Origin of the sequence: Shewanella sp. HN-41 (genome assembly GCF_000217915.1) — a bacterium.
Taxonomy (GTDB): Bacteria; Pseudomonadota; Gammaproteobacteria; order Enterobacterales; family Shewanellaceae; genus Shewanella.
Map to the genome: position 1 here is coordinate 80,171 of NZ_AFOZ01000044.1, position 16,170 is coordinate 96,340.

At 45.4% G+C, this 16,170-nt stretch carries 9 protein-coding genes and 3 pseudogenes; 6 read left to right on the forward strand and 6 right to left on the reverse strand.

Translation table 11 applies throughout. The features are described from left to right. Positions 1–8 precede the first annotated feature (8 nt). The 3 genes and pseudogenes from SOHN41_RS17715 to SOHN41_RS17725 form a co-directional block, all read right to left on the reverse strand. Entirely contained in the window at positions 9–608 is a 600-nt protein-coding gene (locus SOHN41_RS17715) for a hypothetical protein (protein WP_007651723.1), read from the reverse strand. 2 nt (positions 609–610) lie between these two features. Continuing rightward, positions 611–1,561, reverse strand: coding sequence for an alpha/beta fold hydrolase (locus tag SOHN41_RS17720; protein ID WP_007651725.1), 951 nt, complete (start codon positions 1,559–1,561; stop codon positions 611–613). A 22-nt stretch (positions 1,562–1,583) separates the two neighbouring features. After that, a pseudogene (locus SOHN41_RS17725) lies at positions 1,584–2,566 on the reverse strand (virulence factor BrkB family protein). Between the two features lie 81 nt (positions 2,567–2,647). Here SOHN41_RS17725 and SOHN41_RS17730 point away from each other — a divergent pair. The 5 genes and pseudogenes from SOHN41_RS17730 to SOHN41_RS17750 all read left to right on the forward strand — a co-directional run bounded on the left by SOHN41_RS17730 (position 2,648) and on the right by SOHN41_RS17750 (position 8,672). Continuing rightward, positions 2,648–2,868, forward strand: a pseudogene (locus tag SOHN41_RS17730) (hypothetical protein). Between the two features lie 29 nt (positions 2,869–2,897). Then, on the forward strand, positions 2,898–3,551 hold the full coding sequence (locus tag SOHN41_RS17735; protein ID WP_007651731.1) for a DUF2959 domain-containing protein: 654 nt from the start codon (positions 2,898–2,900) through the stop codon (positions 3,549–3,551). Between the two features lie 252 nt (positions 3,552–3,803). After that, positions 3,804–5,531 carry a sensor domain-containing diguanylate cyclase gene (locus tag SOHN41_RS17740; RefSeq protein WP_007651735.1) on the forward strand — a complete coding sequence of 576 codons (1,728 nt, stop codon included), beginning with the start codon at positions 3,804–3,806 and terminating at the stop codon, positions 5,529–5,531. Positions 5,532–6,571: 1,040 nt separating this feature from the next. Next, positions 6,572–7,573, forward strand: coding sequence for a sulfotransferase family protein (locus SOHN41_RS17745; protein WP_007651740.1), 1,002 nt, complete (start codon positions 6,572–6,574; stop codon positions 7,571–7,573). A 25-nt stretch (positions 7,574–7,598) separates the two neighbouring features. Beyond that, entirely contained in the window at positions 7,599–8,672 is a 1,074-nt protein-coding gene (locus SOHN41_RS17750; protein ID WP_007651742.1) for an aspartyl/asparaginyl beta-hydroxylase domain-containing protein, read from the forward strand. 396 nt (positions 8,673–9,068) lie between these two features. Here SOHN41_RS17750 and SOHN41_RS17755 read toward each other — a convergent pair whose 3' ends face one another. Further along, the gene (locus SOHN41_RS17755) at positions 9,069–10,664 is read right to left on the reverse strand and encodes a tetratricopeptide repeat-containing sulfotransferase family protein (RefSeq protein WP_007651744.1); all 1,596 of its coding nucleotides are present in this window, start codon (positions 10,662–10,664) and stop codon (positions 9,069–9,071) included. Positions 10,665–11,229: 565 nt separating this feature from the next. On the opposite strand from SOHN41_RS17755, the gene SOHN41_RS17760 reads away from it, so the two are divergent. Further along, entirely contained in the window at positions 11,230–12,444 is a 1,215-nt protein-coding gene (locus SOHN41_RS17760; RefSeq protein WP_007651746.1) for a 4Fe-4S binding protein, read from the forward strand. Positions 12,445–12,529: 85 nt separating this feature from the next. Here SOHN41_RS17760 and katG read toward each other — a convergent pair. Beyond that, positions 12,530–14,715: pseudogene (katG, locus tag SOHN41_RS17765) on the reverse strand (catalase/peroxidase HPI). A gap of 354 nt (positions 14,716–15,069) precedes the next feature. After that, positions 15,070–16,161, reverse strand: coding sequence for a zinc-binding dehydrogenase (locus SOHN41_RS17770; RefSeq protein ID WP_007651750.1), 1,092 nt, complete (start codon positions 16,159–16,161; stop codon positions 15,070–15,072). Positions 16,162–16,170 lie beyond the last annotated feature (9 nt).

The window sequence follows — 16,170 nt, forward strand, 5'->3', positions numbered from 1 at the left end:
CCTTTAGATTAAGACTTCACAACGGGCATCAAGGGGATAGGACGCAGATACTGCTCCACACCTTCGGGCAATGACAGGGCGATTTGCGCCAAGCCGCCATCGGTCCATAGCATAAAGCGGCGCAGCTCCTCGATTTCGACCTTATCGGCAAAGGTCACAGTGCCCTGGATTTGGATCACCGCCCCTTGGTCGCGCAGTACAAATTTAGCGAAATTAAGCTTGGCATTAAGCTCGCCTATCACTCTGGGGAGTTCTTGACTGGCCTGCAACTGTGGATGCACCGCATAAAAACGGTTCATTAAAATTCGGTCGATACCTGCGGCATTCATGCTCGGCTCTAGCATAAACTGATTATCGCCAAACTGTACTGCCACTTTGTCCGATGCCACCTTAGTCACCAAATAATTTGCATTGAGCAAGGCATAATACAAGGCTTCTGCGGCCAAATCATTACTCAGCCCCGCCAACTGTACCACCTTAGGAGCCACTGGCGCTCGCTCATCAAGCGGTTTAGTTTCAAGGGTGGGAGTCGGCGCAACCGATGCCGAAGGTGCTGTGCTGCAGGCGCTTAAACCCAACACACCCATAATGATAAATAATAGTTTCATACTCACTCCTGTCGGTTTATCCACGACCACATGGCCTGGATTTCGAGTGTGACGGCGAGGGATAAAATCTCACTATTGAGCGAATGCCCTCCCTCGACAATAGTGCGAATTTCGATGTTATGCTCTCCTACCTCGGCCAAAAACTCATTTAAGAGCATAGCGGGACACACCGCATCTTGTGTACCTTGTAGTAGCAAGGTACGCGCTGTGATATTAGATATCACCCGTTGCAACATACTGAGTGTATTGAAGTAATTATTTATCGCAAAGTGCAACTCGATTTTAGCGAGCGCTAATAACTCAGACGATAAACGTTGTGGCAAGACACCTTTTGCCCCCGAGAGCGTTAATTCCCAATGGATCCAACGGCGGGCAAATTGATGGCGCGCAGCCTCATCGGCGGCATCAAGCCCTTGTCGATAGTGCTCAAAAATAGGCTGCAATGGCGAGGCGTTATCACAAAAATCCCGATAGGCCTGGGGGTGTAAACGGGCACCACCAGATCCACCATAGAGCCATTCAATCCCTGCCTCCGATGGGATAAAGAGCGCCCATAGAACCTGTGCTATAACCCTTTGGGGAAACAAGCCGCTGTATATGAGGGCGAGTGTGGCACCAAACGACCCCCCGACTAAACACCAGCGTTCAATACCTAAGTGAATGCGAATCGCCTCAATATCGCAGATAAGCCCATTTAAATGATTGTGTACCAACTCGCCTGCAGGTAAAGATTGCCCTGCGCCGCGTTGATCTAGCAGTAAAATCCAATAATGATCGCCATTGAATAGAGCGAGTTCGCTGGTATCCACTCCCGCACCGGGGCCACCGTGTAAATATAGCAAGGGGATCCCATGGGGATTCCCATATTGTGCTAAATGCAGCCGTTGACCGTTGCCGACATTAAACCAGTCACGGCGAATAAAAGGCGGAAAAGCGTGGGAGTTATGGGTCATAGCCTAATTGACACTGATAAGATCATTCCGGTTTTACGCCAGTCTTGTCACTCACCTGCTGTTTATTCATTGTCGTAGCACCTGTTTCATTGACCTTAATGCACTCCACACCTGCTAACGGTTGGCCATCCAGATTTGTCTCCTTCGCATCCGTACTCGATTCATAATCCAGATACTCGGGCATAGCCGCTGTAATTTCAGCGCCGAGTAACACTATCATCCACGACAAATACACCCATACAAACACGATAGGAATCGTGGCCAAAGCACCATAAATGGCCTCATAGCTTGGAAACTGAGTGACATATAAGGCAAAGGCTTTTTACCTAATTCAAATAGAAGCGCCGCCACTATCGCCCCTAAGAGTGCGTGCCAAAACTTCACCTTCTGGTTGGGCACAACCATATATAACAACAGAAAAGCCGCCACGGAAAACAACATAGGTAGACGCGCAATAAAAATAGGCACCATCCCCGACAGGGCCTGCTCTTCAAAGACCTTTAACGAGACTACGTAGGAAGTTGCCACCAAACTGGCGCCCACTAAGACAGGGCCTAAGGTGATCACCATCCAATACATAGAAAATGCGACCACCACAGAGCGCTTCTCTTTGGTGCGCCAGATATTGTTGAGGGATTTATCAATCGCGGAAATCAGCATAATCGCCACAACAACAAGCGCCGCAATACCAACTGCCGTACCCTTGGATGCATTGCCAACAAATTCATTGATATACACTTGCACTGTGTCGCCAGCGGCGGGCAAAAAATTTTCGTAAACAAAACCTTCTATCTGACCACGAATGCCCTTAAATACAGGGAAGGCCGATAGCATAGACATAGTCACCGCGACCAGAGGCACGAGTGACAATAGCGTGACATAGGCTAAGTGTCCGGCACGGATATTAATTTGATCCTCGACTAATCTTTGTCTTAAATGCAGCAGGAAGTGCCAGATCCCGAGGAATAGGACGCGAATTTGTGCCAGTTCTATCTTCTTAGTCACGGGTTTCTCTTGATTCTGTTGGTATAGACTCGTTATCTTCGTACAATAAACACTTAATTTACAAGTCTAAGGAGTGAATTGATGTCTCAACAAGGATCCGCTGGCAATGTTATCGCCGCTATCGCCAGTCTATTTTTTCCAGGATTAGGCCAACTGCTACAGGGCAGGATCATGGCCGCACTGTTATTTTTGTGATTACCGTGGTCGGTTATGCCCTCTGGTGGTTGATTGTCCCCGCCGTAATAGGGGCGATTTTTCATCTGTGGAGCATTATCGATGCGGCGCGATTTAAGGCCGATTAATTTCATTTCACTCAGCAACGGAACATCCAATGAAAAGACTCATCACCTCTAGCCTTGTTGCCGCCAGCCTTCTACTCACTGGCTGTCAAACGGCCTATTACGGCGCCATGGAAAAAGTCGGTTACCATAAGCGCGACATTATGGTCGACAGAGTGAAAGCCGCGAAAGAATCCCAAGAGGATGCCCAAAAAGAGTTCAGCTCGGCACTCGAGGAGATGCAGGCACTGCTCAACCACGATGGCGGCAGCCTCGAAAAGGCCTACAATAAGGCCAAAGATGAATACGAGTCAGCCCAAAGCGCCGCCGATAATGTCAGCAATCGCATTGATAAAGTAGAAGATGTAGCCGAAGCCTTGTTTGATGAGTGGCAAGCCGAAATCGGCGAAATCAGCAAAGCTAACCTGCGCCGCAACAGCGAAACTAAGCTGAAGGAAACCCGCCGCTCCTACGAACAATTAATGAAAACCATGCGCCGAGCCGAGTCTAAAATGCCGCCCATCCTCACCGCCATGAAAGACAATATGCTGTATTTAAAGCATAACTTAAATGCCCAAGCGATTGGCGCAATCAAAGGGGAATTTGCCAACCTACAGACGGATATCTCTGGCCTTATCAAAGAGATGAATAAGTCGATCAACGAGTCGACCAAGTTTATCGAAGCCCTAGAGAACTCAAAAGGTTAACTAACCCTTTCCTTCCGATACCATCTGCCAGTATTTAGCCCATGCTGGCAGTTTATTTCACCATCTGGTTAAGCCTAAACAGTTCAAACACTTGCAAGCAGAAAATTGACGGAGATATTTCGCTAACGCTATCAACACGTCCTGACCTAATAACGGCTGCAATATAGGCTTTAACGGATTTTTTTTCATTTTCAGTACGATACACTGACCTGTATGGCATACTATTTAGTAACAAATAAAAAGAGAATTGGTATGGCTCGTACAACATGGGTAGGTTTAATCACTTTTTGGGCTTTGCTGTTAACGGGGATTTCATTTACAGCGACCGCCACAACATCGGTGATTAAGTGGCAAGATGAAACCGCCAGCCTAACGGACTTCCCCATGGGCTATTTTGTCGATCACTCGGGAAACATGTCGTTTAACGAGGTCATGCAGCAAACCTTTGTTGACTCAAGCAATCGGGTCTCGCTCGGCACTTCCGCACTCCAAACTTGGGCTAAGATTCAACTAATTAATCCCAGCGATACACAACAAAAGCTCTATTTGCACCATCCCTACGCCTATCACAACCGCCAAGTTGGACTCTACGAAATGGTCGACGGGCAAGAGACACAGCGTCGAATACTCGACCTCGATGACCCTAGCACCTATGGCTGGATCTATGGTGGTGCGGCGGTATTTGAGATCACGCTCGCGCCGCAGCAAAAGAAAACCTTATACGTTGAAAGCGTTTCCTTTTCTCACCAGTGGTTTTCAATCGATTTATACAACAAGGAACAATCGCAACGGGCGTTGCTCGGCAGTTTTACCGATATCGCCGTGATGGTAGGTATGCTGCTGGCGCTCATCATCTATAACCTGTTGTTATTTATGTATTCACGCCAACGGGATAATCTGTTTTACGCCTGTTACTTAATCTCGGGCGGGATTTGGATTGCTCTCTCCTACGGGCTGGTCGCCGAGTTATTCCAGTTTTACGGCTCAGCCAGCCTGTATTGGCATCTCACCCTGATGACCATGCCCATCTTTTTGATTTTGTTTATGATGGATATTTTCGAGACTCGGCAACATTATCGGTTTGAGCATTACGCCCTCGTCTTTGTGCTCACCCTATTAGTAGCCGAGTTTTGTTACGGCGTGGTCGATATCATCGGTGCGCTGCGCTACTCCAGCAGTTTGGCAGCCCTGATGATGCTAACCACACTCACGGTGACGATTTCGTTAGTAATGAAGCGGCATCCCATCGCTAAATATTTTCTCCTCGGCCACTGTCTTTTCGTCGGTTTTAGCGGCCTAGCGGTGATGTTTTACAAAGGCCGCGCCGAGTTTAGCTATCTCTCTAGCCACGGAGTCGGTGTGGGCATTATGCTAGAGGCGTTAGTGCTTGCTCTCATCATCGCCTATCGCATCCGTCTGCTCGAAGAAATCAAAGCGTCGCAGGAAGAGCTTAAATATCAAGCGGCGACAGATTCGCTCACCCACTTATTTAACCGACGTTATTTCCATCGGGAAGCTGAACTTGCCTTTACGCAGGCAAAGATAGCACACCAGCCAATGGCCATCATTATTTGTGATATCGACTTGTTTAAACAGATTAATGACACCTATGGCCATTTGGAGGGGGATAAAGTTATTTTCGAAATCGCCCAGACCCTCAAACATCACGCACGTAGAGGCGATATCGTCGCGCGTTACGGCGGCGAAGAATTTATTATGCTGTTGCAAAATGTTTCCCTCGCCGAAGCGAATCTGTGTGCCGAACGTATTCGCGTCGCCGCCAACAAACTTACCTTTACAGTTGAAGATGAGCAGGAATTCAATGTCACTTTGAGTTTAGGGGTTGCAGCCGTTGCCTTTAATTCTCCCCTAGAATATTCCGTTAAATTGGCTGACAATGCGCTTTATAAGGCTAAACACAATGGCCGCAATAATGTGTATTCCAGCGCAGTAGAAATGAGTCGAAGCCCGATAAGCTAGTTATCTAAATGCCTATTTTTATATGCTCCCAAGCCAATAAACTGGGATAGGCAGGTCGTGAGCCGCAATACGCCGAGCCGATTTGCTATTCGGGTACTGCTACCATTCATCTTTAGGCCTATTTTTACATTCCTATAACTTTCTCCTATCTGCATCCTTGCTACACAAATTTTAACCCTCTCTTGGCAGTAACACTGACACGACACAATGAGCAAGTAGCCAAGGCTGTTTCTCTCTTTTGGCATTGGCTCGTAACCGTTTACCTCCTTTGGCCTTATCACCCTTAGCCGTGTTATCTTTACACCCTTTCGCTGTGCGTTTGAAAATAACTAGCCGAGGCTTAAATGGAGCGAAAAACGTCAAACCATTGGTTTCTAGTGCAGACTTAAGTACATAAGTCTTTTATGGACAATGTTTTTTGCTGTGTGTTCTATCTCGAAATCGCCCCACATAATCCCAAGTAATACCTAAACCAGCATCAGCGTCGCAGGTAAGTTTACAGCCATTGGGCAGCATAGCTTTTAGTTTTGTAATAAAACAGTAGATGAGTTTTGGCTTCAATCACTTACTTAGTGGACGCATCTCTTCGTAGAGCGTTACAGACCATGAGCTACAAATTAAGAAAGCTCTGCTTACGCTCATCTAAGTCAGATCAATTGATATGAATGATGGATTGCTTCGTTGTCACGATGAACAGGTAGGTCATACGAACATAAATAAATTCGATATCTCCATGTAAGTTAACGTCATAAAAGAGCTTATCTACTTATTTTAACTTATCTTTTTGTGGGAATTCGTCAGGTATTGTATAGGGTTGGTACTGACAGAATTCATGTCTATGCAGCTCATATAAGCTAATAAACAACCAAAAAGCCAAAAACTAAAAGCACTCGGTTAGAAAAAGCAATGCTAATGCAGATCTAAGATTAACCACTCATACATCTTGGACACAAGGATGTTACATAGTGGTGTATTTTGAAGTCAAAACAGTGTTCCTGTATGCTGTATTCAAATTAATTTGTTAATGCGGAGTAACACGATTGGATACTTGTTTTGAACGCCCCATAATTATCTTGTCGGCTCCTCGCTCTGGCAGCACCTTACTCTTTGAGGTTCTGTCCCAAAACACATCTTTGTGTACAATCGGCGGTGAAAGTCATGCTGTCATTGAGACTATTCCTGAACTAAATATAGCAATGCGAGGTTTTCGTTCGAATGCGCTTACGAAAGAGGATGCTACAGCAGATATCATTCATCTGTTAAGAGCAGGATTTGCTTCACGACTGCGTAAAGCCGATGGTACTGACGTTTCTTTACCCCATCATTCGCCCCTACGATTTTTGGAAAAAACCCCTAAAAATAGTTTACGTGTCGACTTTCTCAACTGTGTATTTCCTGATGCATTGTTTATCTATTTAGTCAGAGATCCTAAGGAAAATATCAGCAGCATTATGGAAGCATGGCGCTCCAATCGATTTGTTACATATCCGCAATTGCCAGGATTTGGAGATTGGTCCTTATTACTTCCAGAGAATTGGGCACAGCAAAGAGGTAAAACACTACAGGAAATAGCCGCTTTTCAATGGCAGCAGGCAAATGATGCGATCATGAGCAGTTTATCAAAACTGCCGAAGTCCCGTTGGCATATGCTCACTTACCGTGATTTAGTGGCACAACCTAGCAAGCAACTTGCTGCCATTTGTCAATTTTGTGATATTCCCTTTGATAATCTATTCCAGCAGGTTTGTGATACTCATTTACCCTATTCTCGATATACGATTTCTCCTCCAGCACCCAATAAATGGCTAAGTAATGCCGCTGCAATACAACAGATTTTTCCAAAGATTGAATCGACACTAGATCATATTAATCAGCTGTTATCCGAAAAATTAATTGAACCGTTATCTAAGGAAAGGATTGTTCTAAAAGAGAATCATGAGCGAGTTACTCAGGAAGAGTTGTATAAAGGCATAAGTCGAAATGCTCTTTGCCCATGCCAGTCAGGAAAACGTTATAAGTATTGCCATGGTGCATTAATTTAGCCAGTAAAATGATGAGTTAACAACAATGAAACTTAAGCGTGAATTTTATCAACTTCCATTACAGTTTGATTTAGAAAGAATGCAGCGAGAGATTGCACAATTTTCTGATTCTGAGTGGGTACCGCACCATGAGAATTTTAAGGGAAACTCAGCTATACCATTAATATCTGTCAATGGTGAATTTAACAATGACTTTAGGGGGATCATGCAGCCAACGTCAGCATTGCTCAGATGTGAATATCTGCAGCAAGTTATTGCTTCATTTGGCGAAGTGGTTGGTCGAACTCGATTGATGAAACTTGATGCTGGATGTGAAGTACCTTTACATTCAGATATTAACTATCACTGGTATAAACGTGTTAGAGTACATATTCCCATAACTACCACCGAAACTGTGATTTTTCAATGTGGTGATAAACGTATACATATGGCTGCTGGTGATTGTTGGATTTTTGACTCATGGAAATTCCATAAAGTTGAAAATAATAGTAACCAACCCCGAGTCCATTTAGTCATTGACTTTGCTGGTTCAAGTCGCTTTTGGGATATGATTGAAGATATACCAGAGAATGGTTTAATATCGGGTAAACTCCTTAATTATCAACCTAAAAAACAGGTCAAACTTCGTACTGAAAAAAACAACTATCAAATCATCATGTCGCCAGGTGAAATAGAATTATTAGTGACTGATTTAATAACCGATGTTCAATTATGTCACGTAAGTTCTGAATCAACAAAGATACAATTTTATAGGCTATTAAGAAATTTTGTATCAGATTGGCGTGAATTATGGCTCTTATATGGCGAAGATCAAACTGGCTGGCCCTTTTTTCATCGTTTACGAAATGAAGTATTAAAAAATGTAAGTCAATTTGATAAAAATATCTTCATTACAAATGGTACTTCAGCAGTAAAAACTTTGGCACAGTTGATAATAGGTCCATCAATGAATGTAGATTTGACGTCACAACAAACCTCTCCTAGCATTGTCAAACCCCTTAATTCACCTGAACCGACAAAGATAGGATTAACTCGAAATAGTCCATGTCATTGTGGCTCTGGTGAGAAATATAAAAATTGTCATGGAAAGTTAAGTTAGTCTAGTATCAATAAAGACCTACCCTTTAATAACACTGTTCACTTATAGTGAGCAGTGTTATTATTTAAGGTACATCTTCATAGTTTCAAATTAACACTTCTGGGATATACTTCTTTATTCCAGAAGATAAAATTCGCTATTTATTCATCTGGTTTTTAATGAGATTGCAAGAAAATAACATTCCATGTAACTCTTTTCAAATCCACTATGGCAAACTATCTGACGCATTATACACTTATGAGTAGCTCGTATTTTTCTGGCGAGCAAAGCTGATATTGTCGGTGGCGGTTTGTCAAATCACATCATATGCACAAAGTAGAGCTAATCCATCTCGATGAGGATGAACAAGCTCCGGCCTATCCAAGCATTTTTATGCTAAATATTCTATATAATTTACTATATAGACCGCTTTTGATTAGATTTTTCGCTTAACAAACTATTTTTAACTTTAGCATTAATCTCCTCAAAATCGAGATAGTCTTGCTCCATAAATGATTGATATTTTTCGCATTGCCCTATAGCTTTAGTGTTCATTGGCTGTCTAACTTGACTTGCACTAGGTGTCAAGACAGGTCGTGTAGATTGATAAAAATTAAGACAATCAGTTTCAAATTCTACACCACAGTAAGCCAACAACTTAGGAATTTGATCGTCAGGCTGAGTAACCAGTTTTTCGAAGCAAAGATGATAAATATCCTGCGGAAATAGGTGATCCCAATGCTCCATCAATGCAAGATAATTTTCCCAATACACTTTGATATTCTCTAATGAATAGGAATAATTATGACCGACACTGAAGTATTGTTTAAATACACTGAGAGCATTGTCAGTAGTATGACGAATGACATTAATAATTTTAGCCTGTGGAAAAAGTGTTTTGATCAAACCGACATGGAGAAAGTTATTGGGGTTCTTATCAATAAAGTAATAAGGCACCTCTGAAAAGTACTGAGCTGATTCTTGTAAATATTGCTGTTGAAACTGGTTTATTTGCTGTTGACTCAAATTGGCCAGTTGTTTGGCATAGCCACCTGCTTGGTCAAGTGTTAGCGCTATTCTTTCTATATAGGGTAGCTCATCAGTGGCACCAATTAAACTATGACTTGCAAGAATCTGTTCAACTAGTGTAGTGCCAGAACGGGGCATACCAACAATGAAAATGGGTACTGGATGTTCAGAAACTGCCATACGTGAAGTCAAGTTTGTGTGAATCAGTGATTGTGCAGTGTTAATAAACAAAGTCTTTTTAAATGGTTTTAGTGGCACTAAGAGATTATTAGCTTGAACCATAGCATCAAATGCCAGTTTATTCTCACCTGACTGTTCATATATCCGATTCAATGTATACAGTAATAGCGCAAGACTTGCATCAGACTGCACAGGATTATTTACAGCATTGATGACCGCAACTTTATCCATTTCTGAGAAGATATAATTTTTCAGATCCGCTAGCCCCCAAAATCCGGCAGCCTTCTTATCTGGTTTTTCGACAATAAATTCATGGTAATAAGATGCAGCCAGTTGAGTATTACCAGTCGCTTTGTAGATATGGCCTAAATTTAATTTTACAGCAGCATTATCATAATGATTTGTGGCACAATAGTTTAGCTTGTCGGTTGCCAAAACCATATTTCCAATTTGTAATGCTGCCATACCGAGTTTAAAGTGTAACTCGAGATCGTCTGGAAAGATATTGATAAGACAATTTAGAATATCGATTTGCTCAAAATAACGCTGCAGTGTTTCTAACAAATGCAGTTTACCTCTAAGCGCATTCACCGAATTTGGCTCAAGTATTAAAATGGCGTCGAATTTACTTTCAGCATCTTTGAAATCATTCGCTTCAAATGCGAGTTGCGCCAAAATCAATAATGCATCTAGGTTTTGAGGTTGACGACGAATAACTTTTCGCGCATATCTACTCGCAGATGAAAATTGTCTCGCAGCGAAGCAGGCCTTGGCTTCTTTTAGATATTGTTCTTCTTGGCTCAAGAGACACTCCCACATCTTGTTAATGAGTATTTATCATAAAGTAAGTTAAATATTAATGTAAGACAGTATAAACAAGTTTACCTTTAGGCTAAAGCCTTCACTGACTTAAAATCTACGTGGCAAAATTTCACGGGAAGCTCTACAAGAAGAGTAACTCACTATCCACTTTATAGGAGTTCCACAGACTGGGGGTTTTGGATTTTGAGTTTTGTTGTATAGATATCGCTCAATAATATATCGGTAGCAAGAGCACAGGGCTATTTCATTTAACGCAATGAGTGATAAAGCTGTTAGTTTCCCCTGAATTCACTAAGAATTAACAGTTTAACCCTAATGAATTAAGTCATTAGGGGATTTATTGTCTCTTTGCAGTCTGTCTCTCCTTCCTGTCATTTCATGTTTCTTTTGTGCAAGCGTGAGACATTTTGCTTTGTGAGCTAAGGCGCATTTTGGTTGATCTATAGTATAAATCTTTGATCTATTGCACGAATTTACTTTAAGCTCAAAAACTTATCCTATAAAGCTCACTCAGATGGGATACGTGTATTCTATTTGCAGTATTAACATGACTTTTATTGAATCCCTTACCCTGATGCTGGCCCTGATGTATATCGCATCCTTAAGCTATTGGAGCGGTAAAAAATGGGGGGCTGTGACCACTTTACTCTTAAGTCTCGGCGCCGTGGCGATTAGCCTCTACTGGCCCTTGGCGCTCGCCCTGCTCATTGCCTTGCCGCTTTCGCTTATTGCCAATAAGGTTACCCCGGCGGAGTTTAAGGGCGAGATAAAAATCAACACTCTACGCGAAGGCTGCCAACATCTGCTCGCCCTCTCGCTGTTTATCGTCGCCATTCAATACTGCATCAATGTCATACAACTAGAGCAAGGTATCACCCCTTGGTTGATGCGCCCCGATGTCGTCGATGCCTTCTTGCCTATCGCTGGCGGAATTGAGCTAAAAGCCATAGTGACGCTCAATCTGTGGGACCAAACCCACCCTGCTGCGGCCGTAATGCTCGCCGCCGTGCTACTGACGGGTTTACTCTGCAAACGCGCCTTTTGTGGCTGGGCCTGTCCCTTGGGGCTTGCTGGCGAATACCTCTACGCCTTACGCAAACGCTTTATCAAGGCCGAACTGGCGCCGCCCGCATGGTTAGACTGGCCACTACGAATGCTGAAGTATTTATTACTGCTGGCGCTTTTTTACATCATCATCGGTATGCCCAGCGAGTCGATACCCTATTATCTGCAGGGCAATTACCACAAGATTGCCGACCTTAAGATGGCACTGTTTTTTGTGACGCCAGGACTCATCACCTTAGCCTGCTTCGCGCTGATCCTCGCCCTAGCAGCTTGGCGTCGCCAAGGTTTTTGCCGCTACTTGTGTCCCTATGGCGCCATGCTCGGGATCTTAAGTTTTGCTAGCCCACTCAAGATCCGCCGCGATACTCAGCATTGTCTGATTGAAGCCAAGGGCATGAAGTGCGACAAATGTACCCGCGCCTGCCCGGCCAATATCATAGTGCACACCAAAACCACGATTCGCAGCGACGAATGCCAAGCCTGTATGCGCTGTGTGGCCGCCTGCCCTAAATCGGCGGCGCTCGGTTTTAGCCTTAAATCTGGCCACAGCATTAGCCATAAGGGCTTGTTAGTCTTGTTATTATTGGCGCTATTTGCCCTGCCACTGGGTGCCTATTTAGCGGGCTTCTGGCATAGCCAAACACCGGATAATATTCGCATGGAACTTATCCAAGTGATTGACCGAGTTGGCCATTAACTCTCTAATCTGTTGATAAATTGACATAAAAAGGTGCAGAGTAAACTGCACCTTATATATTCACGATAAGCTTAAATGTCAGTGACTAAGCCAGATCGAACCTATCGGCGTTCATCACCTTAGTCCAAGCGGCCACAAAGTCGTGCACAAACTTCTCCTTGGCATCATCCTGCGCATACACCTCAGCATAGGCGCGCAGAATGGAGTTAGAGCCAAACACTAGGTCGACGCGGGTGGCGGTCCACTTCACTGTGCCGGTTTTACGCTCGACAATCTCATACAGATTGCTGCCAGCAGGCTTCCAGTTGTAGGCCATGTCGGTAAGATTCACAAAGAAATCATTGGTTAACACACCCACTTTGTCGGTAAACACGCCGTGACGCGTGCCGCCATAGTTAGTGCCTAACACCCGCATTCCTCCGATCAGCACAGTCATCTCATGGGCGGTTAATCCCATCAGTTGAGTGCGATCGAGCATCATCTCCTCGGGCTGAACCACATAATCCTTTTTCTGCCAGTTGCGATAGGCATCGTGCAAGGGCTCAAGCACAGCAAAGGATTCCACATCTGTCATTGCCTGCGTCGCATCACCACGGCCGGGGATAAAGGGCACAGTCACTTTCACTCCCGCATCCTGAGCGGCCTTTTCAACCGCTGCGGCGCCGCCGAGTACGATTAAGTCGGCGATGCTGACTTTTTTACTTAAGCTTGCCTGCAACTCAGTCAACACCTTGAGCACCTTTTGCAGCCGCTCGGGTTCGTTAGCCTGCCAATCCTTTTGCGGCGCCAACCGAATACGAGCACCGTTGGCACCACCACGGAAATCCGAGCCACGGAAGGTGCGCGCGCTGTCCCATGCGGTAGCAACCAGTTCAGATACGCTGAGTCCAGAGGCTAATAATTTCGCCTTAAGTTCGACAATCTCACTGGCATCTAAGCGGTAGTCGACACGTGGGATGGGGTCTTGCCAAAGCAGATCTTCACTCGGGACTTCAGGGCCCAAGTAGCGGCTCTTAGGCCCAAGATCGCGATGGGTTAACTTAAACCAAGCACGGGCAAATACTTCGGAGAAATAGGCGGGATCCTGATAAAACTTCTCGGAGATTTTGCGATACTCTGGGTCCATCTTCATCGCCATATCCGCATCCGTCATGATGGGATTAAACTTGCGATTGGGATCGCCCACTGAGACGACTTTATCTTCTTCTTTGATATTAATCGGTTCCCACTGTGAGGCGCCCGCAGGGCTCTTTTTCAATTCCCAATCGTAATTTAACAGCAAGTAGAAATAGCCGTTATCCCACTGGGTTGGATGGGTCGTCCAGGCGCCTTCGAGGCCACTGGTCACGGCATTAGCACCTGTACCGGGACCTTTTTTATTGAGCCAGCCCAAACCTTGGGCCTCGAGATCTTCGCCCTCGGGCTCTGGGCCAAGATCCTGCGCCTTACCATTACCATGGCATTTACCCACAGTATGACCGCCGGCGGTTAAGGCCACAGTTTCCTCATCATTCATCGCCATCCGCGCGAAGGTAACACGCACATCTTGAGCGGTACGCAGAGGATCGGGTTTGCCATCAACCCCTTCTGGATTCACATAAATCAGCCCCATCATCACCGCGGCCAAGGGGTTTTCAAGGTCACGCTCGCCCGAGTAACGACTGTTGAGATTTTCCGTCGGCGCTAACCATTGTTTCTCTGAGCCCCAATAAATGTCCTTCTCGGGGTGCCAAATATCCTCACGACCACCGGCAAAACCGTAGGTTTTCAATCCCATAGACTCGTAGGCCACATTACCCGCGAGGATCATCAAATCCGCCCACGAGAGCTTATTGCCGTATTTTTCTTAATCGGCCAGAGTAAACGGCGCGCCTTGTCTAAGTTGGCGTTATCGGGCCAGCTATTGAGTGGGGCAAATCGTTGATTGCCCGTTCCCGCGCCGCCGCGGCCATCGGCAATTCTATAGGTTCCCGCAGAGTGCCATGCCATACGGATCATCAGGCCGCCATAGTGCCCCCAATCGGCGGGCCACCAGTCTTGGCTGTCGATCATTAAGGTATTGAGGTCGCGCTTTACCGCGGCGAGATCTAAGCTATTGAAGGCATCACGATAGTTAAAGTTAGGGTCCATAGGATCCGTTTTCTTATCGTGTTGGTGCAAAATATCGAGATTAAGTGCCTTAGGCCACCAATCCATATTGTTGCTGGCGACCGCTGAATTCGCCCCATGCATCACGGGACATTTACCTTGGGAGCTTTGAGTCTTGTCCATTAGATATTCCTTTACTTAGCTTGCACTAATAGGGAGTAGAGCGTCCTAAAATCTCTACGCAGACGCCCGACTGTCGAAACTTAAGCCTTTACAGGGTGCCAAGGCTTATTGGCAATCTTGTGACAGCAGAAGAGACAAATTTGGTAACAAAGACAATGCCATCACTCGGGATTGGCCAACAATTAACCCTAGGCCACATTCGGTAAAACACAATCTAAATCGGTCAAACGTCGCGATTTTGTGAGCCAGCTCAGGATTAAAAATTAGCCAATCGAGGATAACAAAAATAGAAAAAAATGAACAAAAAAGCCGCTATATAAGCTAGCGGCTTCATTTGATTGGAGTATTGCGCGATTAGCTGAGCGTCTCTAGCTCACCATTACGCCAAGGTTCAATAACGACTTTGATATGTGGGTTCGGTTTCATTAACTGCTTGAATGCCCCCGATACCCCATCCATCCCCACTTTACCCGTGAGCAGTTTACGCCAAGGAATCCTCCCCTGTGCCAGCTCCTCTAAACAGGCCGCAAATTCAGTTGGCTGATAGTAGTAAGAGAAACGCATATCCAGCTCTTTCACCGTGGCATAGGCGTAATTGATGTTGGAGTTTGCGGTGTGGATGCCCGTCACCACTATGGTGGCTTTGGCTGGCGCACGCTGCACAAAGCCTTCGATCAACTTATGGATACCCACACATTCGAAAATCACCAAGCGTTGACCCGCGGCAAGTTCAGCGGCGAAGGCGACTTCGTCCTGCTCGCTGGGATTCACCGTATGGGTGGCGCCAAATTCACGGGCTAACTGCAACTTATCGCCCTGTAAATCCGCAGCCACAATCTTAGCCACGCCGCGTAAGCGTAAAGCTGAGATCACCGCGAGACCAATGGGACCGCAACCAACCACCAGCGCAACATCCTCGACCTGCACATCACCCCGATTTACTGCATGCAATCCCACAGCTAAGGGTTCAGTCAGTGCCACGGCCTCCGGCGGTAAATGCTCAGGCACAGGCATTAATAAGGCTTCATCGAGAATAAAATATTCAGAATAGGCCCCATTCACCCCAGGGGTCACCCCCACCCCCGCACCATTTTGGCTCATCAAGATAGGCACAGAAGTAACCCGCGTTCCTAGTGCCAAGGCTTGCTGTGTCTGTGGGCCAAACTCGACAATTTCGGCACAAAACTCATGCCCGAGCATCACGGGAGCGTGGTTATCGACGCCTTCTGGCATCACCCCAAGTTTGCGGTAGAAATCGAACACTTCGTTGTAGTGACGAGTGATATGAATATCCGAGCCACAAATACCACAAGCGAGGCTACGCACTAACACTTGGCCCGCCTGTGGTCTGGGTAAATCGACCTGTTGCAGGCTGACTTCACCATCCTGCATCACTATTGCTTTCATAGTGGGTGCATTCATGGTTGACGCATTGTTCATGCTCATTGCGGGATC